This window comes from Ancalomicrobiaceae bacterium S20, assembly GCA_040269895.1.
Taxonomy (GTDB): Bacteria; Pseudomonadota; Alphaproteobacteria; order Rhizobiales; family Ancalomicrobiaceae; genus Methyloraptor; species Methyloraptor flagellatus.
Window position 1 is genome coordinate 72572 of the sequence record CP158568.1, and the last position, 23228, is coordinate 95799.

Here is a 23228-nt window from a genome sequence, read left to right on the forward strand (position 1 = left end):
GGGGATTTGCCTTGAGAAGTATCATGCCCGTTTCGAATGCAAACCGCTGTTATGCGCGGGGCAGGGATGACGAACGGTCAGCCCCGCGCCTCGCGCGTATCGATCTCATCCCATCGCTTCCAGTTCGCCGATCATGCGCTCGATGACGCCGAGGCCCATGGACCAGAAGCCCGGATCGGTCGCGTCGAGGCCGAAGGGGGCGAGCAGCTCCTTGTGGTGCTTGGTGCCGCCGGCCTTGAGCAGGGCGAAGTACTTGTCCTGGAAGCCGGTCTCCGCCTTCTCGTAGGTGGCGTAGAGCGAGTTCACCAGACAGTCGCCGAAAGCGTAGGCGTAGACGTAGAACGGCGAATGGATGAAGTGCGGGATGTAGGTCCAGAACGTCTCGTAGCCGGGATTGAGCCGGATCGCCGGGCCGAGGCTCTCGGCCTGGACGTCGAGCCAGATCTTGCCGAGCTGTTCGGCGGTCAGTTCGCCGGCCTTGCGCTCGGTGTGGACCCGGCGCTCGAAGGTGTAGAAGGCGATCTGGCGCACGACGGTGTTGATCATGTCCTCGACCTTGGAGGCGAGCATGATCTTCTTCTCGGCCGGCGAGGCGGCGCGGTCGAGCAGGCTGCGGAAGGTCAGCATCTCGCCGAACACGGACGCCGTCTCGGCGAGCGTCAGCGGCGTCGGGGCCATCAGCGCGCCGTTCGGGCCGGCGAGCACCTGGTGCACGCCGTGCCCGAGCTCATGGGCGAGGGTCATGACGTCGCGCGTCTTGCCCTGGTAGTTGACCAGCACATAGGGGTGCGCCGACGGCACGGTCGGATGCGCGAAGGCGCCCGGCGCCTTGCCGGGGCGCACCGGCGCGTCGATCCAGTTCTTGTCGAAGAAGTCGCGGGCGATATCGGCCATCTGCGGCGAGAAGCGGCCGTAGGCGTCGAGCACCGTCGACTTCGCCTCGCCCCAGGGGATGACGCGGTTGGTCTCGCGCGGCAGCGGCGCGTTGCGGTCCCAGTGTTCCAGCACGTCCTTGCCGAGCCACTTGGCCTTCAGCGCGTAATAGCGATGCGACAGGCGCGGATAGGCGGCCTGCACCGCCGCGACCAGTGCATCGACGACCTCGCGCTCGACGCGGTTCGACAGATGGCGCGCGTCGGCGATGTCGTCGAACTTGCGCCAACGGTCGGAGATCTCCTTGTCCTTGGCGAGGACATTGGTGATCAGCGCGAAGGTGCGCAGGTTCTCGCCGAAGGTCTCGGCGAGCGCCTGCGAGGCCGTCTTGCGCTTTGCCTCGTCCGGGTCCTGCATGAAGTTCAGCGTCGGTTCGAGCGCCAGCGTCTCGCCGCCGACCTTGAAGCGCAGTGAGGCGATGGTCTCGTCGAACAGCCGGTTCCAGGCGGCGCGGCCGGTGACGTATTTCTCGTGGAAGAGCTGCTCGATCTCGTCGGAGAGCTGGTGCGGCTTCTCCTTGCGGATGTCCTCGAACCACGGCCGGTAATGGGCGAGCGCGGCGCTCTTGTCGATCAGCGCGTCGATCGCGGTGTCGGGCAGACGATTGAGCTCCAGTTCGAAGAAGATCAGGCTGGTCGACGCGGTGGTCAGCTTGTCCTGCAGGTCGCCGTAGAACTTGGCGCGGATCGGGTCGGTGGTGTCGCCGCAGTAGACGAGGCTCGAATAGGAGGCGATGCGGCCGGTCAGTTCGGCGATCGCCTCGTATTCCTTGACGAGCCCGAGCAGCGCCTCGGCGTCGCCCGCCTCGCAGAGGCCGGCGAGCCTGCCCTTGGCCTTGGCTTCGAACTCCTTGGTCCAGGCGATCGCGCGCTCGACGTCGCCCGTCAGCTCCGGCCCGTCCATCGAGGGATAGAGGTCGGCGAGGTTCCATTCCGGCAGGGCGCCGAGATCGGTGGTGGCCGAGGCGGCAGGGGCGGGGGCGGCGACGGAGCGGGGGCTCTGGATCATGCGGGACAAGGCCTCGATCGAGAAAGAAAGGCGGGGAAGCGCGGGCTCGCCCGGTTTTAGAGCGCCGGTCGGAGGTCGGCAACTCCGCGGGCGCGCCGGGTGCCGCGGTCAGGGGCGTCGATCGGTTAAATGGGGAGCCGCTGCCGCCGGGAGAAGTGATGGCGAGCCGTTCACTCTCCGGGTCAAAAACTGTTGATGGTCCCGCAAGGAGGCGCGGCGTTTAGCTCCGGTTAACCGAATCCGGCGAGGCTCGATCCCGTTTTGGCACGGGATGGTTTCCGTGCCGGCAGGTTTCTCCGAACCGCGCCCTCGCAGACCCGAGGTCCCATGGCCGAACGCATCCTCATCGTCGACGACGATCCCGTCCAACGCAGGCTTCTCGAAGAGGCGGTGCGCCGGTTCGGCTATCAGCCGACGGTGGTCGAGACCGGCGTCGAGGCCGTGCGCGTGCTGACCGGGTCCGAGGCGCAGGATATCGAGCTCGTCGTGCTCGATCTGGTCATGCCCGACCTCGACGGCATGGGCGTGCTCGGCCGGCTGCGCGAGGCTGGTGTCTCGGTGCCGGTGATCGTGCAGACGAGCAAGGGCGGCATCGACGTGGTCGTCTCGGCGATGCGCGCCGGCGCGTTCGACTTCGTCGTGAAGCCGGTCAGCCCCGAGCGGCTGCAGGTTTCGATCCAGAACGCGCTGAAGGTCGCCCGACTCGAGGGCGAGGTGCAGCGCATCCGCAAGGCCGCCGCCGGCACGCTGACCTTCAAGGATCTTGTCACGCGTTCGCCCGCCATGGAGCGGGTGATCCGGCTCGGCGAGCGCGCCGCGGCCTCGTCGATCCCGATCCTGATCGAGGGCGAGAGCGGCGTCGGCAAGGAAGTGATCGCCCGGGCGATCCAGGGCTCGTCGGAACGGCGCTCGCGGCCGTTCGTGACGGTCAACTGCGGCGCCATCGCGGAGAATCTGGTCGAGTCGATCCTGTTCGGCCACGAGAAGGGCGCCTTCACCGGCGCCGTCGACAAGCATGTCGGCAAATTCCAGGAAGCGAGCGGCGGCACGCTGTTCCTCGACGAGGTCGGCGAACTCGCGCCCGAGATCCAGGTCAAGCTCCTGCGCGCCATCCAGGAGAGCGAGGTCGATCCGATCGGCAGCCGCCGGCCGATCAAGGTCGATTTCCGGCTGATATCCGCGACCAACCGCAGCCTGCTCGACATGACCAAGGAGGGCCGGTTCCGCGAGGACCTCTACTACCGGCTCAATGTGTTCCCGATCTGGGTGCCGCCGCTCAGGGAGCGGAAAGAGGATATTCCGGATCTGGCGCGGCACTTCGTGGCGCGGTTCTCGGCCGAAGAAGGCAGGCGCAACATCGTCGGCCTGACGCCGGAGGCGGTGGCGCTGCTGCAGGCCTACGACTGGCCGGGCAACATCCGCCAGCTCGAGAACGCGGTGTTCCGGGCGGTCATCCTCGGCGACGGACCGTTCCTGACGGCGGAGGAATTCCCCCAGATCGCCGCGCAGGTGTCGACACCGATCCGGGTCGTCTCCTCGGAGCCGATCGTGATCCAGACGCCGCGCGCGTCGGCCGTGGTCGCGGCTCCGGCCGCGCCGGCCGCGATGCCGGCTGCCGGCGGTGGCGTCGCCGCCGGGCCCGCCAGCCCGATGTCGGGCTGGTCGCCGGCGCCGGGCAGTTTCGCCAGCGGCTCGGGCCCGGCGCCCTTCGGCTTCCTGCGTTCGCTCGACGAGCACGGCCATGTCCGGCCGATGGCGCTGATCGAGGAAGAAATAATCCGGATCGCCATCGACCATTACGGTGGTCGGATGACGGAAGTGGCGAAGCGACTGGGAATCGGGCGCTCGACGCTCTACCGGAAGCTCAAGGATTATGGTCTGGACGACACACCGGGCGCGGAAGCGGCCGAATAGGGGTGTCCTGACGGGAATATCAGTTGAAACACGTTCGGATCCGACATTTCTGAGGATGTCTCGACGGTAGTCGCCGTCGTCGGGAGGAAGTTATGACGAGGCAATTCTGGTCGTCCCTTTTGATCGGCACCGCGTTGGCGGGTTCGCTCGCCGCCGCCGCATCGGCCCAGTCCGAGCCGCCGGCCCCGGCTGCCGCGACCGGAACGGTGCCGGCTGTTGCGCCCACGGCCGCGCCTGAAACGGCTGCGGCCACAACGCCGGCATCTGCGACGACCACGATCGCGACATCCCCGAGGCTCCGGCCGCGACCGAGGCTCCGCCGAGCGTTGCCGCGCAGGCGACTGACCCGGCGATTGCCGGTACTCCCGTCGAAGCCCCGGCGGCTGCCTCCGCAGAGGCGCCCACACCCGCCATCGCGACCGCGCCGGCTTCGACCGAGCCCGCGCAACCTCCCGTCACCGCCGTTGCGCCGGCCGAGGTGCCCGCCGCTGCCGAGACCGCCTCGACGCAGGCCGCGCCCGAGCCTTCCTCGTCCGTTGCTGCTGCGGCGGCTCCGGTCGTCACGGATACGCCGCCCTCGGCCGCCACCGCCGCGCCGGTCGTCACCGACACGCCGCCGGCCGCCGTGGCTGCGCCGGTTGCCGAACCGGCGCCGACCGTCGCCGCGACGCCGGCCGAGCCGACCGGCCCGAGCGCGGCCGAACTCGCCGCTGTCAAGGCGGCCGAGCAGGCCGCCCGCGAGGCGCGGCTCGCAGCCGAGGCCGAGCAGGTCTCGACCGCGCTCAAGGCCGCGATCGACGAACTCGGCACGCTCAAGGCCAATGCGGAGGAGCGCAAGGACCGCGCGGCGCTCGCCGCCTTCTACGCCGCGCACGACTACAAGCCGATGTTCGTCGCGCCCGAGGGGCTGACGGCGAAGGCGCTGTCGGCGGTCGACCGTTTCGGCAAGGCGGCCGAGGATGGCCTCGATCCGCAGGACTATCCGGTTCCGGCCGTGGCGCCGGGCCGGCTCCCGGCCGCGTCGGCCAAGATCGAGCTCGATCTCGCCCTCGACGTCATCCGCTATGCGCGCCATGCCCAGTCGGGCCGGTTCGACCCGCAGCGCATCTCGCATCTGGTCACGGCCAAGCCGCCAGTGACCGATCCGAACCAGGTGCTCGCCAAGGTTGCCGGCAGCGACGACGTCTCGGCCGTGCTCGAGGCCTATAATCCGCCGCACGAGGGCTACAAGCGCCTGAAGGCCAAGCTTGCCGAGATGCGCGCCGCGGCCGAACCGCAGACGCCGCTGGTGCGCCTGCCGGAAGGTCCGGTGCTGAAGCCCGGCCAGAAGGATGCGCGCGTCGCCATGCTGCGCGAGCGGCTCGGCGTCACCGCGACCGTGACCGCCAACGACGCCTCGGTCTACGACGCCTCGCTGGTCGATGCCGTCAAGGCATTCCAGAAGGATCACGGCATCAGCGCGACCGGCCTCGTCGGCGCGACGACCGTCTCGGCGCTCAACGACGGCGGCGCCGGCGGCGCGACGGCGAAGATCAACGACGTGATCGCCAACATGGAGCGCTGGCGCTGGCTGCCGCGCGACCTCGGCGAGATCTACGTCATGGTCAACGTGCCGGACTTCACGCTGCGCGTGATGCGCGACGGCCAGGAGATCCACAAGGCGCGCGTCATCGTCGGCCGGGTCGAGAACCAGACGCCGATCTTCTCGGAGACGATGAAGCACGTCATCGTCAATCCTTACTGGAACGTGCCGGTCTCCATCGTGAAGAAGGAGATGATCGGCAAGGCGCAGCAGACCGCCGGCACGGCGCTGACCCGCGGCAATTTCGAGGTCGTGGTCGGCTCCAGGTCGGTCGACCCGACCGCTGTCGACTGGGCGACGGTCAACCCGGCGACGGTGCAGATCCGTCAGCGTCCGGGCGACGGCAATGCGCTCGGCAACATCAAGTTCATGTTCCCGAACGAGCATTCGGTCTACATCCACGACACCTCGTCGCGGGGCCTGTTCGCGCAGTCCTATCGGGCGCTCAGCCACGGCTGCGTGCGCGTGCACGAGCCGTTCTCCTTCGCCGACGCGGTGCTCTCGGAAGAGCCGACCAAGGTCGACGGCGCCAAGCTGAAGAAGCTGGTCGGCGGCGGCGAGAAGACCTTGATGCTGCAGCGCCATGTGCCGGTGCACATCGCCTACTGGACCGCCTTCGTCGATGACGACGGCAAGCTCGAGACCCGCGCCGATCTCTATGGACACAATGCCCGGGTGAAGAAGCTGCTCGGCCTCGGCGGCTGAGCGGGCTTTCGGCGCAGCGCTTCTGTTCCGACACGAAAAAGCCGCCCGGTCGACCCGGGCGGCTTTTTCGTTTGGGCGATGCTGGAGCGGCGGTGGCCGCGCCTCACTCGGCGGCTTCGTCGATGGCCTTCAGCGCGGCGGCGCCGGTCTGGAACTGCAGGCGGGCGAGGCGGGCGTAGAGGCCGCCCTGGCCGATCAGGCTCGCATGCGTGCCCTCCTCGACCACACGACCCTGATCGACGACCAGGATGCGATCGCAGGCGAGCACGGTCGCGAGGCGATGGGCGATTACCAGCGTGGTGCGGCCTTCCATCAGCCGTTCGAGCGCGGTGTGGACCAGCGTCTCGGACTCGGCGTCGAGCGCGCTGGTCGCCTCGTCGAGCAGCAGGATCGGCGCGGCGCGCAGGATCGCGCGGGCAATCGCCAGCCGCTGGCGCTGGCCGCCCGACAGCGTCACGCCGCGCTCGCCGACCTCCGTCCGGTAGCCGTCGGGCAGCACGCTGACGAAGTCGTGGACGAGCGCGAGCTTGGCCGCCTCGATCACCTCGGCGTCGGTGGCGTCGGGGCGGCCGAAGCGGATGTTCTCCATCACATCGGCGGCGAAGATCACCGTGTCCTGCGGCACGATCGCGATACGGCGGCGCACCTCGGCCGGATCGGCCGCCTTGACGTCGATGCCGTCGACGGCCACGCGGCCGGCGCTCGGGTCGTAGTAGCGCAAGAGCAGGTGGAACAGCGTCGACTTGCCGGCGCCGGACGGACCGACCACGGCGACCTTCTCGCCGGGGCGGACCGCGATGTCGATGCCGCCGAGGACCTCGCGGTCCGGCGCAGTCGGGTAGGCGAAGCGGACCGCCTCGAAGGCGATCTCGCCGCGCGGCGGCGTCGGCAGCGCGACGGGCTTGGCCGGCGCGGCGATGGTGGGCTCGATGCGCAGCAACTCGGAGAGCCGTTCGGCCGCGCCGGCGGCCTGGGCGATCTCGCCCCAGACCTGGCTCAATTCGCCGAGCGCGCCGGCGGCGAACACCGAATAGAGCACGAACTGCGACAGCGCGCCGGGCGTGAGCCGGCCGGCGAGCACGTCGGTGGCGCCGACCCACAGCACCGCGACGACGCTGCCGAACACCATGAAGATCGCGACCGCGGTCAGGATCGCGCGTGCCTTGGTCGAGGATCGCGCGGCGTCGAAGGCGCGTTCGACGGCATCGGCGAAGCGCCTGCGCGCCTCCGGCTCGTTGCCGAAGGCCTGCAGCGTGCGCACCGCGCCGATCGTCTCGCCGGCGTAGGCTGAGGCCGCGGCGAGCGTGTCCTGGGCGAAGCGCGACTTCTTGCGCACGCGGCGCCCGAAGGCGACCAGCGGCAGCACGATGAATGGGATCGCCAGCAGGACGAAGGCGGAGAGCCGCGGGCTCGTCACCACCATCATCGCGACCGCGCCGACGAACAGGAAGAAATTCCTGAGCGCGATCGAGGCGGAGGCGCCGACCGCCGACTTGATCTGCGTCGTGTCGGCGGTCAGGCGCGAGGTGATCTCGCCCGACTGCGCGGTGTCGAAGAAGGCCGGCGACAGGCGCGTCACATGGGCGAAGACGGCGGCGCGCACGTCGGCGACGACGCGTTCGCCGAGCCAGGTCACGAGGTAGTAGCGCAGCGAACTCGCGGCGGCGAGCGCACCGGCGACGACCAGCAGCATCAGGAAATAGCGGTCGATCAGCGCGGCGTTGGTCTCGCTGAAGCCGTGATCGATCATCCGGCGGATCGCGAGCGGCAGCACGAGCGTCGCGGAGGCGGCGGCGATCAGCGCGGCGAGCGCGCCGGCAACCCGGCCGCGATAGCGCGAGAGGAAGGGCAGGAGCGTCTTCAGCGGGCCGATGGACCGGCGGCGTTCACCCTGAGTAGCGCCGGCTGTGGCGCCGGCAGTCTTGTCGGTCACGCGATGAACTCCCTCTCTCGTTCCTGATCGCGCAAGTCATTTCCGTTCGGAGTGAGGCACTCCGAACGGGCCTTGCCCGAACCCGCGCGGACGTCGCGGCGCGCGGCCGCGACGCTGGTCGGTGCGGTCGTCTTCCGTCCACGGCCGCACCCTTCGACCTTCAGATGAACCGAAGCCGCGGTCGCTTCAAGTCCGGGATCGTCCGGGCGGTTCGTCGCACGCCGTCGAAGCATCGCGCGATCGGGGACCGGCGCCATTCGCGGCACGCGCGGGCGACGTTTCATCGGACTGTCGTCTTGTTTCCCGGGCGCGCTTGCGCTATACGCGGGCCCGAAGAACGAGGGGCCGCGCGCCATACGGTACGCGGCCTTGTCGTTTGACGGATCAAGGCAGTCGCGAACGAGATCGCACCCGGGACCGAGACGATGCCCTCGCGGCGTGATCTCGAGATCCTGCGGGGCGGCCGAGACGCCGCCAATCTCGAGGACCAGAGCCATGAAACAGGGCATCCATCCCGACTATCACACCATCAAGGTCGTCATGACCGATGGCACCGAGTACCTGACCCGTTCGACCTACGGCAAGGACGGCGACACGCTGAACCTCGACATCGATCCCAAGTCGCATCCGGCTTGGACCGGTGGCTCGCAGCAGCTCATGGACCGCGGTGGCCGCATCTCGCGGTTCAACAACAAGTTCAAGGGCTTCGGTCTCTGATCGATGCCCCGTGGCGACCCTCGAAGGGGCGCTCCGCGACAAGGACCCCGGCCTGGCGCCGGGGTCTTTTCGTTTCGGGAGCGTTTTCGCTTCGGGGTGGCATGGGGAGGTGTTCCGAGGCATCGGGCGGCCCGGACGGGGTGATCGACGGCGGTGCGATCGGGAGCGGGCCGTCTCAGGCGCCGCAGCACTTCTTGAACTTCCTGCCCGAACCGCAGGGGCAGGGATCGTTGCGGCCGACCTTGGTCGCGCGTTCGGTCGACGCCACGACCGCGCCGGCGGCTCCGGTCGGCGCCGGATCGAAGATGCCGTCGACATAGACCCAGCCGGCACCCTCACGGCGGAAGCGCGAGCGTTCGTGCAGCCGGGAAATCCGGCCGCGCCGGCGCGAGGTCGCGACGAATTCGACCATGCCGGCGTCTTCGGCCGGACCGCCATCTTCGATTGCGAGGATCTCGAGCCCCAGCCATTCGGTATCGGCCTGCGCGGCTGCGAAGGCGATCGGGTCGAAGGGGCGCCGCTTTTCGGGCGCGTGGGTCTTGTGCAGATAGGCCGCGTCGCCGAGCGCGAAGGCCGTGAAGCGCGAGCGCATCAGCGCTTCGGCGGTGGCGGCCGGTGCTCCGGCGATGAGCGGACCGCAGCACGACGACAGCGACCGCCCGGAGCCGCAAGGGCAGGGGCGGTCGACAAGTCCGGAACCGAGAGGCGCGCCAGGGGCCGTGGGCCCCGCGGCGTCAGCGGGCGCCACCGGCGCGGAAGGCCTGGCTCAGGCGATCGAGATGCTCGGCGACCGGGTTGGCGCCGGCGGCGATCTCGGTGCCCTCGGGCGCATAGATCGCCTCGTCGAGTTTGCGGATGCGCTCCTGAAGCCGGATGGAACGCTCGACCAGCGAGCGCAGCGTCTCCGGCACCTCGTCCCAGCCCTGGCCGGTGCGGATCGCATTGGCGTTATCGATGCGGACCTTCGACTTTTCCAGCCCGGCCTGCTCCTGGGTCATCTCGCCTTCGTTCACGGCGCGCTGCAGCAAGAGCCAGGAGGCGAGCTGCATCAGGCGCGTGGTCAGGCGCATCGACTCGGTCGCGTAGATCAGCGAGGCGGTGCGGGACAGGTCGCGCGACTCGGCGCGGCCGGGGCCGTCCAGATAAGACGCGGTCTCTTCCACGAGGCCCATGCCCTCACGGAACAGATTGCGGAACGTCTCGGATCCGGCGAAGCGGGCGGCGAAATCGATCGGGCCGGGAGCCTCGCTCCGATCCAGGGGAGCTTCCTCAGTCATCGGTCAACCTCCTCGGCAAAAATTGGCATGGATCGCGGGCGAGGTCCATGCCGGTTCGGTCCATGCCCCCCGATCCTTTCGGGACGGCGGGCCGACGCGAACCAATGTTCAAAGGCCTCTCGGCGTCGAGCGTTCCACACTCGGACCGGGCCACGTTCGGGAGGTTGGATAGCAGGGCCGATGCCAGGATCGAAGGTCGGGGCCTTCCCCATCCCCTGTAATCACAGCCAGGGTTAACGTCGGGGGATCCGGTGCGGCGGTTCACCGAAAAAAAGAGCCGTGGGGACACGGCTCTGAAGGGAAGTATTACAGGGAGGCGTCAAACAGAGTGGATAGGAGCCACTCGAGTCCAGAATCCTGGACGCGACCAGAATGACTTGGAAAGCTTAATGAAGCGTAAATGGGCTTGTTCGAATTTTGAACAGATGATCCGGAACGGGACAGCGCGCTCCGGCGATGTGCCGTTTCGGGAACAGTTAACAGGTCCCGAAACGGTACGAGAAAATCTTCTGTGACGCCGCATTTTCGGCCGCAATCTCGCCATTCCGCATGCTTACCTGCCGGCCAGGAAATCGCCGCCGGAGTCCTGCGCGTGCAACTCGCACGGGCGCATGGACTAACGCGGTTGGTCGTCGACCAAGATCGGTCGGCTGTCGCAGATGAGCGGGAGATGAACGGCGTTTTAATTCGAAATCAACACCGCTCGAATTACAGTGCCATCGACGACGACGTGGGTCGCCGCCTCCCCGACGTAAAGGAAGCCATATAAATGCCTGCTCAAGTCGAGTTCTCCCGCGACCACCTGATCGGCAAGTCGCGCCTGTCGGTCGCCGAGATGACGCAGCTGATCGCGGCCACCGTTGCCGAACTCCCGACCGTCAAGGCGGTTGCCGTCGAGGACGACGGCGAGATCGCCGTCGATCTCGTCACCGGCAAGCGGATCGAACTCGCCACGATCCCGGTCGCGCATCAGCTCAACGAGTCGATCGCCAGCCGGCGCACCATCCTCGACGATCTGGTCAAGCGCTGCGCCTGATCGGCCGTCCTTCACCCTGACGCGGCGCGCGGCCCGATCGGCCGCGCCGGCCGCGGGGGTGGGAACACGTCAAGTCCGGGCCGTGCGGAAGCGTCCGTTCACGCGGTCCATTCAAGCTTCAACGTGCCGAGGCCCGAGCGCGGATTGACGCCTTCGGCGATGCGGCGGAAGCCGTTGCGCTCGTAGAAGGCCACCGCGCGCGGATTGTCCTTGTTGACGTCGAGCACCAGCCGCGCGGGCGACAGTCGCCGCGCCTCGGCGAGCAGGGCATCGGCGACGCCGCCACCCCACCAGGCGACCCCCACACAGATCTGATCGAGATAGGCCGTCGCGGGATCGACCGTGACGAAGCCGGCCGCGCGGCCGTCGTCCGTGATCGCCAGACGGATCGCCGCGCCGGCGGTCGCCAGACCGGCGATATGGTCCAGGAACCAGGGCCGGCGCGCCTCGAAATCGATCGCCGGCAGCGTCTTCGCCCAGCTCGCCACCCAGAGATCGGCCAGTTCGCCGAGCCTGGCAGGAGGGGCATAGTCGACGATCCTGACGGCGGTCTTCGGCCTCTCCGACAAACCGGGCTCCTTGTCATGTCGCGCTCGAGCGCGCCGCGCTTCGCCGCTCAGCGGTCGGTCAGGCGGATTTCGATGCGGCGGTTCTTGTTCAGGACTTCGTCGGAGGTGCCTTCCTCGAGCGGCTGGAACTCGCCGAAGCCGGCGGCGACCAGATGCTTCGGCGGCACGCCGCGGTCGATCAGGTAGCGCACGACCGAGATGGCGCGCGCGGCCGACAGTTCCCAGTTCGACTTGAACCGGCCGGTGCCCGAGACCGGCCGCGCGTCGGTGTGGCCGTCGACGCGCAGGGTCCAGTTCACCTCGGGCGGGATCTCCTTTTCGAGATCGAGCACGGCGCCGGCGAGCTTGTCGAGTTCGGCACGACCGGCGTCGTTGATCTGATCGGCGCCGACGGGGAACAGCACCTCGGACTGGAACACGAAGCGGTCGCCGACCACGCGGATGTCGGTGCGGTTGCCGAGGATCTCCTTCAGCCGGCCGAAGAAGTCGGAGCGATACTTCTGAAGCTCCTGGACGCGCTGGGCGAGCGCGACGTTGAGGCGCTTGCCGAGGTCGGCGATCTTGGTCTGGCTCTCGCGGTCGCGGCTTTCGGAGGCGTCGAGCGCGGTCTCCAGCGCCGCGATCTGGCGGCGCAGGGCCGAGATCTGCTGGTTCAGGAGTTCGACCTGGGCAAGCGCCTGCTGGCTCAGCCGCTTTTCCGAATCGAGCTGGCCGGCGAGGCTCGCCGCTTGGCCACCCTCCTTGGCGGCGTCGGCGTTGCGGGCGTCGACGATGCCCTGCAGCCGGGTCGATTCCGACTTGGCGCCGGCGAGGCTCGATTCGAGCGCGGTGACCTGCTCCTCGACGTCGCGCTTGCCGGCGCGTTCGAGCGCCAGCAATTCGGTCAGCTGGGCGATCTGCTGGTTCAGCTTGTTCAGCGCCGATTCCTTGCCGGTGATCTCACGCGACAGGAAGAACTGGCTCAGCATGAACACCGACAGCAGGAAGATGATGACCAGGAGCAGCGTCGCCATGGCGTCGACGAAGCCCGGCCAATAGTCGATGCGCGTATCGCGGCGGCGGGCCCGGCTCATCGCCATCGGTCATTCTCCCGCGGGTTCGTCGGCGACGAGGCTGCGCGCCGACGAGGTTTCCGACGGCCCCTGCTGGGGGGCGGTCGGCGGGGTCGGCGGGCGCGGCGGCATCGGGGTCGGTTCCGGCTCGCCGGCGATGGTCGCGAGCCGGTCGAGCACGCGGCGCAGTTCGCGCGATTCCTCGGCCTGTTCCTCGACCCAGGTGCGGATCATCGACTGTTCGCTGCGCATGTGCGCGACCAGACCCTGGATGCCCTCGGCGAGATTGGCCATGGCGGTGGTGGCCGTGCGATTGGAGCCCTGTTCCTGCACGAGGCGGGCGAGGCGCTCGATCGCGACGCGCAGGCCTTCGGCGGTGCCCATCGGGCCCTCGCGCAGCGAGGCTTCGAGTTCGAGGTCGATCTCGGTCGACAGCCAGTCTTCCAATTCGTTGTAGAAGCGGTTCTGCGCCTGGCTCGCCTGCAGATCGAGGAAGCCGATCACCAGCGAGCCGGACAGGCCGAACAGCGAGGACGAGAACGCGACGCCCATGCCGCCGAGCGGGGCGGCGAGGCCGGACTTGAGGTCGTCGAAGATGGTGCCGAGATCGGCGCTGCCGACATTCAGCGACTGGATGGTGCGGCCGACCGAACTGACGGTCTCGGTCAGACCCCAGAAGGTGCCGAGCAGGCCGAGGAAGACCAGAAGGCCGCCGATGTAGCGCAGGATGTCCCGTGTTTCGTCGAGGCGCATCAGGATCGAATCGAGGATCGAGCGCATGACCTCCGGGGTCAGGCTCATCCGGCCCTGGCGATCACCGATCAGCGAGGCCATCGGCGCGAGCAGCCGCGGCCGCGCCTTTTCCATCTCCAACGCACCGATCCGAAACGCGTTGACCCAGCGCACCTCGGGGAACAACCGGATCACCTGCCGGATCGCCAGCAGCGTTCCGAAGGTCAGGACGCCGATGATCAGGCCGTTGAGCCCCGGGTTCGCCATGAAGGCGACCAGGATCTGGCGATAGAGGATCATGGCGATGAACCCGGCGATGACCAGGAAGATCACCATCCGCCACAGGAACACCTGGGGGCTGGAGAGCCGGTGCGTGTCGTAATCGCGCGCCATCGTGCTGCCTCGCAAGGGTTCGTTCACCCTTGTAACCCGTTTCTCCGGATGTGGAAAAGGGCCCCCGGAGGGGCCCTTTCGACGCTGACGCAACGGTATGACCGGTCGATGACGACGCGGCTCAGCCGCGCGCCTTCTTGAGCACGGCCAGCACCTTGCGGTGGATGTCCTCGTTGCCGGCGAGCACCGAGCCGGACGCGAACATGGCGTCGCCGCCGTCGGCGTCGGAGACGAAGCCGCCGGCCTCGCGGATGATCAGGAGGCCGGCAGCCATGTCCCAGGGGTGCAGGTAGCGCTCCCAGAAGGCGTCGAAGCGGCCCGACGCGACCCAGCACAGGTCGATCGCGGCAGCGCCGCAGCGGCGCACGCCGGCGGTCTCGTTCATGATCGCGCGCAGCTCGGCCAGATAGGCCGAATGGTCGCCGCGGCCGACATGCGGCACGCCGGTGCCGACCACGCATTCGATCAGGTCGCGACGGGCGGCGACGCGCAGGCGCCGGTCGTTCACGAAGGCGCCGCCGCCGCGCTCGGCGACATAGAGCTCGTCCATGATCGGGTTGTAGACGACGCCGGCGACGATCTGGCCCTGGCGCTCGAGCGCGACCGAGATGGCGAAGATCGGGATGCCGTGCAGGAAGTTGGTGGTGCCGTCGAGCGGGTCGATGATCCAGCGGTGCTGCGGGTCGTCGCCCTCGATGACGCCGCTCTCCTCCATCAGGAAGCCGAAGCCCGGCCGCGCGCGCTTCAGCTCGTCGAGCAGGATCTTCTCGGCGCGCTTGTCGGCGGCGGAGACGAAGTCGCCCGGGCTCTTCATCGAGACCTGCAGGTTCTCCACCTCGCCGAAATCGCGGATGAGGGAGCGGGCCGCCTTGCGGACGGCGTCGACCATGACGTTGAGGAGGGCGGAGCGGGCCATTGCGGATGCGGTCCTTCGGGTAGGCGCGACGATGCGGCGGAGATGAGGTTTTACGGCGTCGTGGGCTGGCTGGGAACCGGCACGAAGACGCCGAGAGCGGGAGCCTTGTCGGCCGGCTCGGGCGAGAGGAGGGCGGCCGAATTCGGATCGACCGGCTTCGGCAGGTTGGGTTCCTCGGCGAGCGGCACCGGCCGGGCCATCGTGTCCGGCACCACGCGGGGATGGGCGGTGGTCGGGTCGACGGCGTCGGGCGCCGGGGCCGCCGCAGTGGCCGCGGCGGACGATGCGTCGGGGGCGTGCTCGGCCGCAGCGCGGAATCGTCCTCGGCGACGGCGGGCGGCGGCGTGAAACCCTTGCGGCCGGGCGCGAGCATGGTCTCGAGCCAGACGTCGCTGAGGCCCTGTTTCTTGGCGAGATCGTTGAGCCGCGCAGCCTCGGCGAGGTCCGGCTCGACGCCGAGACCGGTCACGTAGAGGCGGGCCAGACGGTTCTGCGCCACCGCGTTGCCGCGATCGGCGGCGCGGCGGAACCAGTCCGCCGCGGCCTTCAGATCCTTCGCCACGCCGCGACCGTTGGCGAGCCAGATCGCGTATTCGATCTGGCCGTCGAGATCGCCGGCCTCGGCGGCGCGACGCATGAATTCGGCCGCGGTCTTCTCGTCGCGGCGGACGCCCTCGCCGCTCATCAGCAGCGTGGCGTAGCCGAACTGCGCCTGGGCGTTGCCGGCCTCGGCGGCGCGGCGCAAGAGGTTCGCCGCGCGGGCCGGATCGCGTTTCACCAGCGTGCCGTCGAGCACGAACAGTGCGAGATTGTAGAGCGCGAGCGGATGATCCTTCTCGGCCGCCTGCTCGAACAGGGCGAGCGCGCGGCGATCGTCCTTCTTCAGGCCGCCGGCGCCGTTCAGCACCATGACGCCAAGCGCGGCCGCGCCGTTGGCATCGCCGCGCTTGGCGGCGAGCTCGTACCAGCCGGCGGCGGCCTTGTCGTCGGCGGCGATGCCCTCGCCGCGCTCGTAGAGCATGCCGATCACGGCCATGGCAGCGGCGTCGCCGCGCTCGGCCGCGTCGGTGGCGAGCGCGAAGGCCTCCAGGTAGGCGCCGCGCTTGTAGGCGTCCCAGATCTTGCCCGATCCGATGACCGGCATCGGCTTGACGCCGCGCAGTGTCGCCGTCTCGGGCGCGCCGAGCGGCGGCGCACCGTTGACCGGAGCGACCGGAGCGAGATCGGCCGGGGCGGTCTGCGGCGGCGGCGACGCGGCTGGAGCCTGCGGTGCGGCCGGGCTCGCGCCGGCAGCCGCGCCCGGGAAATAGGAACCGAACGTTTCGAGCGCAGCCGGCGCGCCGGGCGTCGCGATGGTCGGGATCCGGCCGTTGGCGACACTGTCGACCGAGGGGCCGGCCGGCGCCTCGGTCTGGGCCATCGTCGCGCCGGGGATGATCACGGCCAGCAGGGCGAGACCGGCGGCGACGCGGGCGAGCGGCGCAGGGCTCCGCGGCTCGGGGGCGGCCGGGGCGCGCGATCGCGGCGTTCTCGAATGGGCGCGGGGCATGGCGCTTAGGCTCCAGCCTCGACGTCGGCGGCGGCGATCCGGCGGATCGCCTCGGCGATCGCGGCGCCGGGGCCTTCCGGGTGGTTCCAGATCACATCGCGAACCGCGATGAAGTCGGCACCGGTCGCGGCGAGCGCGTCGATCGAGGCCATGTCGCTGCCGGCGAGCGCCACGCAGGGCGTCTCGAACAGCGGCATCCACCACTCGGCGAACTCGAGCGTGCGCTCGTGGACGCCGGCGCCCTCGGGCTTGTCGAGCAGGCCGAAGAACACGTAGTCCGCGCCGGCTTCCGCCGCGGTCATCGCGTCGTGGCGGGTCTTGATCCCGCCGGCGCCGACGATGTTGCGCGGCTGGAACGACTTCAGCGCATCGGCGAGTTCGGCCGGGTTTTCGACGTGAACGCCATCGGCCTTGGCGCGGCCGGCGGCACGCGTGTCGTTGGCGACCATCACGGCCGCGCCGGCGGCCTGGCCGATCGGGGTCAGCACCTCGGCGATGCGCTGGAACGCCATGTCGCTCGACGCCTCGGTCGCGATCAGCAGCGACGCGACCTCGCCGCCCTGCAGCGCCGCCTCAAGCGCGGCCGGGAAGGTCGCGATATCGAGGGTCGACGGCGTGATCAGATAGAGACGGGACAAGGACGGTTCCTCAACGGCGCGCCGGATCGGGCGCTGGGGCGGGATGTTCGGTCAACAAACGCAATGGGCGCATCGCAGCGCTGCGGCACGTGTCCCTGTGATCTGGGCCAGCCGCCCGCACTGCCTTCGCGCGCTCTCTTATCAGAAGCGCGGTTTCTCAGGCAAATCGGGCGCCGTCGTGACCGACGGCGCCCGAAGAGAGGATCGGCGCGGATCGGGATCGCCCCGATCAGCGGCGCAGGCACTCGACGCCGGGCAGCGGCTTGCCCTCGAGCCATTCGAGGAAGGCGCCGCCGGCGGTCGAAACGTAGGAGAAGTCCTCCGCCGCCCCGGCATGGTTCAGCGCCGCCACCGTATCGCCGCCGCCGGCGACCGACAGGAGCTTGCCGGCCTTGGTCAGGTCGGCCGCGGCGCGCCGCGGCGACAGTCGCGCGGTCGAAGGGCGCGATCTCGAAGGCGCCGAGCGGGCCGTTCCAGACCACGGTCCTGGCCTTCTCGAAGGCGGCCGCGATGGTCGCGACCGACTTCGGGCCGACGTCGAGGATCATCGTGCCGTCCGGGACCGCGCCGATCGCGACGGTCTCGTTGTCGGCGCCGGCCTTGAACTCGCGCGCCACCACGGCGTCGAGCGGCAGGACGATGTCGCACTTCTTCTCGGCCGCGGCGGCCATGATGCGCTTGGCGGTGTCGGCGAGGTCGTGCTCGCAGAGCGACTTCTTCACGTCGATGCCCTGCGCGGCGAGGAAGGTGTTGGCCATGCCGCCGCCGATCACCAGCACGTCGACGCGGCCGACGAGGTTCTCGAGCAGGTCGATCTTCGACGACACCTTGGCGCCGCCGACGACCGCGACGACCGGGCGCTGCGGGCTGCCCAGCGCCGCCTCGAGCGCCTCGATCTCGGTCTGCATGCAGCGGCCGGCATAGGCCGGCAGGTGATGCGACAGGCCCTCGGTCGAGGCGTGGGCGCGATGGGCGGTGGCGAAGGCGTCGTTGACATAGAGGTCGCCGAGCGCGGCGAGCGCGGTGACGAAGGCGGGGTCGTTCTTCTCCTCGCCCTTGTGGAAGCGGGTGTTCTCCAGGAGCAGGATGTCGCCGTCCCGCATCTTGGCGACCGCCTCGGCCGCGACCGGGCCGATGCAGTCGGCCGCGAAGGCGACCGGCTTGCCGACGCGCTCGGCGACCGCGCCGACGATCTGGCCGAGCGAGTACTTCGGCTCCGGCCCTTCCTTCGGGCGGCCGAAATGGGCGAGCAGGATCACCTTGCCGCCCTTGTCGGCGATCTCGCGAATGGTCGGCACGACGGCGCGGATGCGCGTGTCGTCGGTGACGGTGCCGTTCTCGAACGGCACGTTGAGATCGACGCGCACGAGGACGCGCTTCGACGCCACGGCGGCGTCGTCGAGGGTACGGAAAGCGGTCATTTTAGCCCGAATTTGACGGCGACGAACAGGAGGCCTGCGAGCGCGATCTGACTCGTCACCATGAATGTGATCATTTGCCAAGTGGACGGGAGATAGGCGAAGCGCTTGTCGAGCCCGTCGAAACGGCCCTTCAGTTCGGCCGTGTCCTGCCTGACGTTTGATATATCTCCGCGCAGCGCGGCGACGTCGTCCTTGGTCGCAATTCTCGCACGTACGTCGATGACGTCCTCTCGGAGCTTTGCAACCTCGTCTTTGGTCGCGCAGTTCACGAGATGCGCTTTGATTTCGATGAGCAGCAGCTCGGATTTGTGAAGCGTCGAACGGATGTCCTTCATGTCCCGTTCGAGATTTTCGACCCGTGTCTCCAACATGGGATCCTCCGGTCCGCCGCCACCGATGTTGCCCCTCTTGGCCTCCCCGGGGAGATTGAAGTCGACAACGTCACCCATCGTCGACCTCTTCACCGTAAGCGTCGGGCTCTGCACCATCGACAATGGCTTGCGCGAACTGCTCAAGATGTCCACAGTTCGTGCAGGCGACTGTAAGCAAAGGCTGTAGATGGAATTGATGTAGGAAGCCGCCGTCGATCGGTTTGCGTTCGAGCGTGGTCCTTGAATTGCCGTCCACATCTTCGATGAGCGCGAAATCACGGCCACCGCACACCCGGCATGTGAGGCCGGGCGCCTTGGCCTTGAGCTTGCGGGCAAGCTCCTTTGTCTTTTCGCCTCGGTAGACGCGGACGACGAGTTCGTTCATCCATTCACCCGATCAGATCAGCTTGCCGATCGCCACCGCCGTGTCCGACATGCGGTTCGAGAAGCCCCATTCGTTGTCGTACCAGGACAGGATGCGAACGAGCGTGCCGTCCATGACCTTGGTCTGGTCCATATGGAATGTAGACGAATGCGGGTCGTGGTTGAAGTCGATCGAGACGTTCGGATCGTTGGTGTATCCGAGGATGCCCTTCAGGCGGCCATCGGCGGCGGCCTTGATCGCGGCGTTGATCTCTTCCTTGGTCGTCGCGCGCTTCGGCACGAACTTGAGGTCGACGACCGACACGTTCGGGGTCGGCACGCGGATCGACACACCGTCGAGCTTGCCCTTCAGCTCCGGCAGCACGAGGCCGACGGCCTTGGCGGCGCCGGTCGAGGTCGGGATCATCGACATCGCGGCCGCACGGGCGCGGTAGAGATCCTTGTGCATGGTGTCGAGCGTCGGCTGGTCACCGGTGTAGCTGTGGATCGTCGTCATGAAGCCGTGCTCGATGCCGATGGCATCGTTGAGCACCTGGGCGACCGGCGCGAGGCAGTTGGTCGTGCAGGAAGCGTTGGAGACGACCAGGTGATCCTTGGTCAGCTTGTCGTGGTTGACGCCGTAGACGACGGTCAGGTCGGCGCCGTCGGCCGGGGCCGAGACCAGCACGCGCTTGGCGCCGGCGGTCAGATGGGCGGCGGCCTTGTCGCGGGCGGTGAAGATGCCCGTGCACTCGAGCGCGACGTCGACGCCGAGATCGGCCCAGGGCAGGGTCGACGGGTCCTTGACCGCGGTCACCTTGATCTTGCCGCGGCCGACGCTGATCGTGTCGCCGTCGACCGTCACCTGATGCGGGAAGCGGCCGTGAACGCTGTCGTAGCGCAGCAGGTGCGCGTTGGTCTCGACCGGGCCGAGGTCGTTGATGCCCACCACCTCGATGTCGGTCCGGCCGGACTCGACGATGGCGCGCAGGACGTTGCGGCCAATGCGACCGAACCCGTTGATGGCGACGCGGACGACCATGATCCCACTCCTTCTTCGCGTTTCAGGCCCGGCGGCTTTGCGCCTCGGCCGAACGGCCAACGGCCGTTCTCGTTCCCTGCGGCCCATGGCCGCCTTGTCGAGTTTCCGCGGCTGCGGCCGCAAATCCCATGTCCGTTCGGCTTCATGCACTCACGAGCTCGTCCGAAAGGCGAGCGCGGTATCGCGAAAGGCCGCCGATCCGCCCCGTTCTGGCCAGGGCGGAGGACAGGCGGGCAGTGATCACAGGCGGGGTCGGCCTGTCAATCCGCAACGGCCGCGCCCGCGCCTGGAGAGGCCTCCTTGCAGAGGCGGCTTGCGCGGACCGCGGGCGCCGGCTCAACGCGTTGCTCGAATGGGCGAAGTTGCGATATCCACGGCCGGATCGATCGTGCGGGGTCTTCGACCTTGTGATCTGACAAGGCGCCATTGACCATGCGTTTTGCGGGTCGCTAATGTCGACCGTCTTTCAGGGCACGAGTCGCGCGGCGTGGGCGGCTCTATTGATGATGGGCTATTGGGGTCTGAGCCGGACCAAGCGGGTGGAACAGCCCGGCCGGAACCAGCGGGGATCGACGGCGCATGGCGGACGCACCTGCCCTCGAGGCGGCGCTGAGAAGGCTCGACACGGCGCTCGATGCGCTGGAGACGGCCGTGACCGGCCGTATCGAGAGCGAGCGCACCAAGTCCGGCCTGCAGGACGAACTGTCCCGGCTCGGCGAGGATCGCTCCCGCCTCGCCCAGGATCTCGATCAGGAGAAGGCGCGTTCTCTCCGCCTCGAGGATACGAACCGCGAGGTCTCGCGGCGTCTGGTGGCCGCGATGGAATCCATCCGGTCGGTTCTCGAAGCGCACGGCGGGTGAGGGCGGAGATCGTGGCGATGGCCCAGGTCAACGTGACCATCAACGGCAAGGTCTATCGCATGGCTTGCGAGGACGGCCAGGAGGGTCATCTTCAGGGCCTCGCGACCCGTCTCGACGGCATGATCGACCAGTTGCGCGGCTCGTTCGGCGAGATCGGCGACCAGCGGCTGACCGTCATGGCCGCGATCATGGCCATGGACGAACTCGCCGAGGCCAATCGCAAGATCAAGGGGCTCGAGGCCGAGAACCGGTCGCTGCGCGAGACGCGCGTCGCCGTCATCGAGCACCGCGACCAGATCGAGGCCGAGATCGCGCGCCGGATCGAGCTCGCCGCCAACCGCATCCACGAGATCGCCGCCTCGATCGAGCCGAAGGACTGAAGGCTTCAGTCCGCGTCGGCGACGGGCAGGCGCAGCGAGTGCTTGAGCGTCTTCAGCGCGACCCGCGTCGTGTATTTGCGCAGGTTCGGGTGGCGCTCCATCAGGCCGGTGATGAAGCCGTCGAAGGCCTCGACCGAGGCGCAGACCACGACCAGCACATAGTCGGCGCTGCCGGTCACCTGCCAGGCGCTCTGGACCTCGTCGGCACGCATCAGGCTCGCATGCAGCGGCGCGATCAGCTCCGGTCGGTCACCGTCGACTTCGAGATCGACCACCAGCGTCACGCCGAGACCGAGCCGGCGCGGGTCGAGCTCGGCCGCCTCGCGCGCGATCACACCCTCGGCGCGCAGCCGGGCCAGCCGGCGCTGGGCGGAGGAGGGCGACAGGCCCGCTTCCGCCGCCAGCGCCTCGATGGTGACGCGCGCATTCGCCTGCATTCGGCCGAGCAGGATGCGATCGGCGCGATCGAGCGTGACCGGACCGGATCCGGCGCGATCGCGGTTGGGGCGATCGGGGACGGTGGGAAATTTCGTCAAGGACGGCGGTCCGGCTGGGTGATCGGTGGCGGCATCGGGCCGGAAATGATCATTGTTCCTGCGCGCTGTCGATAGGCTCGGTCCACCTCGCCCGATCTCTCCTCGTGGAGCCCGCCATGCCGCTCTCGTCCTCGACCGCCGCCGTTTCGATGCCCGATGTCGTCTCCGATCCTTGCCCCGATCATCGCATCGGTCTCGAGGCGATCCGCCGGGCCGCCGCGATCATCGATCCGGTGTTCCTGCGCTCGCCGCAATATCGATGCGGCGCGCTGGAGGATCGGCTCGGCTGCCGGCTCACGCTGAAGCTGGAAACGACCAATCCGGTCCGCACCTTCAAGGGGCGCGGCGCGAGCCTGCTGGTCCGGTCGCTCGGCGCGGCCAAAGACGATGCGCCGCTCGTCAGCGCCAGCGCCGGAAACTGGGGGCAAGCGCTGGCGCATGCCTGCGGCGCCGCCGGGCGGCCGCTCGTCCTGTTCGCGGCCGAGACCGCCAATCCGGTCAAGGTGGCGCGGATGCGGGCGCTCGGCGCGGAGGTCCGGTTGACCGGGGTCGATTTCGATGCCGCGAAGGCGGCGGCCGAAGCTCATGCGGCCCGATCGGGCGGGCGGTTCGTCGCCGACGGCCGCGATGTCGAGGCGAGCGTCGGGGCCGGGACGATCGGGATGGAGCTCCTGGAGGCGCCCGAGCGGTTCGACGTCGTGCTGATCCCGCTCGGCAACGGCGCGCTGGCGACCGGGGTCGGGCGCTGGATCAAGGCGGTCGCGCCTTCGACCCGCGTCATCGCGGTCTCGGCCGCCGGCGCCGATTCGATGCGGCAGTCATGGCTCGAGGGGCGGCCGATCGTGCGGCCGGCCGTTGATACGATTGCCGACGGGCTCGCGGTCCGGGTGCCGGAGCCGGCGGCGCTCGTCGATATGAGGGGCACCGTCGATGACGTGATCGAGGTCGACGATGCGGCGATGCGCGACGCGATGCGGCTCCTCTTCGACGCGGCCGGGCTCGTCGCCGAGCCGGCGGGCGCGGCGGGTGTCGCGGCGGTGCTCGCCGCGCGCGATCGCTTCGCCGGCCTGTCGGTCGCCACGATCGTCACCGGCAGCAACATCGCGCCGGATCTCCTCGGCGCTCTCGTGGCGTGAGGCCGCCGGTTCGATCGCCATGCAGATTTTCGTGATCGCTTTCCCCCGGAAACGATCGTCGGCCCTGCTGGCGGACGGGGGTGTCCGACGCTATATTGGCCATCAGACGAGGCTGCGCGGTGCGATAGGAGAATGCATCCCCGGGGCCTTATCGATCTCAACGG

22 protein-coding genes and 2 pseudogenes are annotated in these 23228 nt (G+C 68.8%); 7 read left to right on the plus strand and 17 right to left on the minus strand.

The features are described 5' to 3' along the window. Positions 1–105 precede the first annotated feature (105 nt). Positions 106–1941 (minus strand): M3 family oligoendopeptidase, encoded by a 1836-nt coding sequence (locus tag ABS361_00360; GenBank protein XBY44801.1) that lies wholly within the window; start codon positions 1939–1941, stop codon positions 106–108. 327 nt (positions 1942–2268) lie between these two features. On the opposite strand from ABS361_00360, the gene ABS361_00365 reads away from it, so the two are divergent. Together ABS361_00365 and ABS361_00370 are read left to right on the plus strand one after the other, a co-directional pair. Beyond that, positions 2269–3855 (plus strand): sigma-54 dependent transcriptional regulator, encoded by a 1587-nt coding sequence (locus ABS361_00365; GenBank protein ID XBY44802.1) that lies wholly within the window; start codon positions 2269–2271, stop codon positions 3853–3855. A gap of 478 nt (positions 3856–4333) precedes the next feature. Beyond that, the gene (locus ABS361_00370) at positions 4334–6142 is read left to right on the plus strand and encodes a L,D-transpeptidase family protein (GenBank protein ID XBY44803.1); all 1809 of its coding nucleotides are present in this window, start codon (positions 4334–4336) and stop codon (positions 6140–6142) included. 103 nt (positions 6143–6245) lie between these two features. Here ABS361_00370 and ABS361_00375 read toward each other — a convergent pair whose 3' ends face one another. Continuing rightward, positions 6246–8075: an ABC transporter transmembrane domain-containing protein gene (locus ABS361_00375; protein ID XBY44804.1), complete on the minus strand. Its 1830-nt coding sequence runs from the start codon at positions 8073–8075 to the stop codon at positions 6246–6248. After that, positions 8072–8572, minus strand: a complete 501-nt coding sequence (locus ABS361_00380) for a hypothetical protein (GenBank protein XBY44805.1) — start codon at positions 8570–8572, stop codon at positions 8072–8074. The genes ABS361_00375 and ABS361_00380 overlap by 4 nt, the downstream gene beginning before the upstream one ends. Here ABS361_00380 and rpmE point away from each other — a divergent pair. After that, complete coding sequence (rpmE, locus tag ABS361_00385) at positions 8571–8792, plus strand: 50S ribosomal protein L31 (GenBank protein ID XBY44806.1); 222 nt, start codon at positions 8571–8573, stop codon at positions 8790–8792. The two genes, ABS361_00380 and rpmE, sit on opposite strands and share 2 nt — an antisense overlap. A 175-nt stretch (positions 8793–8967) precedes the next feature. On the opposite strand, the gene ABS361_00390 is transcribed toward rpmE, so the two are convergent. Together ABS361_00390 and ABS361_00395 are read right to left on the minus strand one after the other, a co-directional pair. Further along, a complete protein-coding gene (locus ABS361_00390) occupies positions 8968–9444 on the minus strand; it encodes a YchJ family metal-binding protein (protein ID XBY46997.1) in 477 nt (158 codons plus the stop codon). Positions 9445–9526: 82 nt separating this feature from the next. Further along, positions 9527–10069 (minus strand): DUF1465 family protein, encoded by a 543-nt coding sequence (locus ABS361_00395; protein XBY44807.1) that lies wholly within the window; start codon positions 10067–10069, stop codon positions 9527–9529. Between the two features lie 769 nt (positions 10070–10838). On the opposite strand from ABS361_00395, the gene ABS361_00400 reads away from it, so the two are divergent. Beyond that, on the plus strand, positions 10839–11105 hold the full coding sequence (locus tag ABS361_00400) for a hypothetical protein (GenBank protein XBY44808.1): 267 nt from the start codon (positions 10839–10841) through the stop codon (positions 11103–11105). Between the two features lie 98 nt (positions 11106–11203). Here ABS361_00400 and ABS361_00405 read toward each other — a convergent pair whose 3' ends face one another. The 11 genes and pseudogenes from ABS361_00405 to gap all read right to left on the minus strand — a co-directional run bounded on the left by ABS361_00405 (position 11204) and on the right by gap (position 20151). After that, the gene (locus ABS361_00405) at positions 11204–11674 is read right to left on the minus strand and encodes a GNAT family N-acetyltransferase (protein XBY44809.1); all 471 of its coding nucleotides are present in this window, start codon (positions 11672–11674) and stop codon (positions 11204–11206) included. A 47-nt stretch (positions 11675–11721) separates the two neighbouring features. Next, positions 11722–12753 (minus strand): peptidoglycan -binding protein, encoded by a 1032-nt coding sequence (locus tag ABS361_00410; GenBank protein ID XBY44810.1) that lies wholly within the window; start codon positions 12751–12753, stop codon positions 11722–11724. A gap of 3 nt (positions 12754–12756) precedes the next feature. After that, on the minus strand, positions 12757–13851 hold the full coding sequence (locus tag ABS361_00415) for a MotA/TolQ/ExbB proton channel family protein (GenBank protein XBY44811.1): 1095 nt from the start codon (positions 13849–13851) through the stop codon (positions 12757–12759). A gap of 121 nt (positions 13852–13972) precedes the next feature. Continuing rightward, on the minus strand, positions 13973–14767 hold the full coding sequence (locus ABS361_00420) for an inositol monophosphatase family protein (GenBank protein XBY44812.1): 795 nt from the start codon (positions 14765–14767) through the stop codon (positions 13973–13975). 50 nt (positions 14768–14817) lie between these two features. Further along, entirely contained in the window at positions 14818–14967 is a 150-nt protein-coding gene (locus tag ABS361_00425; protein XBY44813.1) for a hypothetical protein, read from the minus strand. A gap of 251 nt (positions 14968–15218) precedes the next feature. Next, positions 15219–16316 (minus strand): annotated as a pseudogene (locus ABS361_00430) (tetratricopeptide repeat protein). A gap of 5 nt (positions 16317–16321) precedes the next feature. Continuing rightward, the gene (locus tag ABS361_00435; GenBank protein ID XBY44814.1) at positions 16322–16954 is read right to left on the minus strand and encodes a thiamine phosphate synthase; all 633 of its coding nucleotides are present in this window, start codon (positions 16952–16954) and stop codon (positions 16322–16324) included. Positions 16955–17183: 229 nt separating this feature from the next. Then, positions 17184–18375: pseudogene (locus tag ABS361_00440) on the minus strand (phosphoglycerate kinase). Beyond that, on the minus strand, positions 18372–18824 hold the full coding sequence (locus ABS361_00445; protein XBY44815.1) for a hypothetical protein: 453 nt from the start codon (positions 18822–18824) through the stop codon (positions 18372–18374). The pseudogene ABS361_00440 and the gene ABS361_00445 overlap by 4 nt, the downstream one beginning before the upstream one ends. Continuing rightward, entirely contained in the window at positions 18817–19131 is a 315-nt protein-coding gene (locus ABS361_00450) for a hypothetical protein (GenBank protein XBY44816.1), read from the minus strand. Before ABS361_00450 ends, ABS361_00445 begins: the two co-directional genes overlap by 8 nt. A gap of 12 nt (positions 19132–19143) precedes the next feature. Beyond that, positions 19144–20151 carry a type I glyceraldehyde-3-phosphate dehydrogenase gene (gene gap / locus ABS361_00455; GenBank protein XBY44817.1) on the minus strand — a complete coding sequence of 336 codons (1008 nt, stop codon included), beginning with the start codon at positions 20149–20151 and terminating at the stop codon, positions 19144–19146. Positions 20152–20730: 579 nt separating this feature from the next. Between gap and ABS361_00460 the strand changes: the two genes are divergently transcribed. Beyond that, positions 20731–21012, plus strand: a complete 282-nt coding sequence (locus ABS361_00460; GenBank protein XBY44818.1) for a DUF4164 domain-containing protein — start codon at positions 20731–20733, stop codon at positions 21010–21012. 17 nt (positions 21013–21029) lie between these two features. Then, complete coding sequence (locus ABS361_00465) at positions 21030–21392, plus strand: cell division protein ZapA (GenBank protein ID XBY44819.1); 363 nt, start codon at positions 21030–21032, stop codon at positions 21390–21392. A gap of 5 nt (positions 21393–21397) precedes the next feature. Here ABS361_00465 and ABS361_00470 read toward each other — a convergent pair whose 3' ends face one another. After that, positions 21398–21928: an Lrp/AsnC family transcriptional regulator gene (locus tag ABS361_00470; GenBank protein XBY44820.1), complete on the minus strand. Its 531-nt coding sequence runs from the start codon at positions 21926–21928 to the stop codon at positions 21398–21400. A 116-nt stretch (positions 21929–22044) separates the two neighbouring features. Here ABS361_00470 and ABS361_00475 point away from each other — a divergent pair, with 116 nt between their 5' ends. Beyond that, on the plus strand, positions 22045–23064 hold the full coding sequence (locus ABS361_00475; protein XBY44821.1) for a pyridoxal-phosphate dependent enzyme: 1020 nt from the start codon (positions 22045–22047) through the stop codon (positions 23062–23064). The last annotated feature ends 164 nt before the right edge of the window (positions 23065–23228 follow it).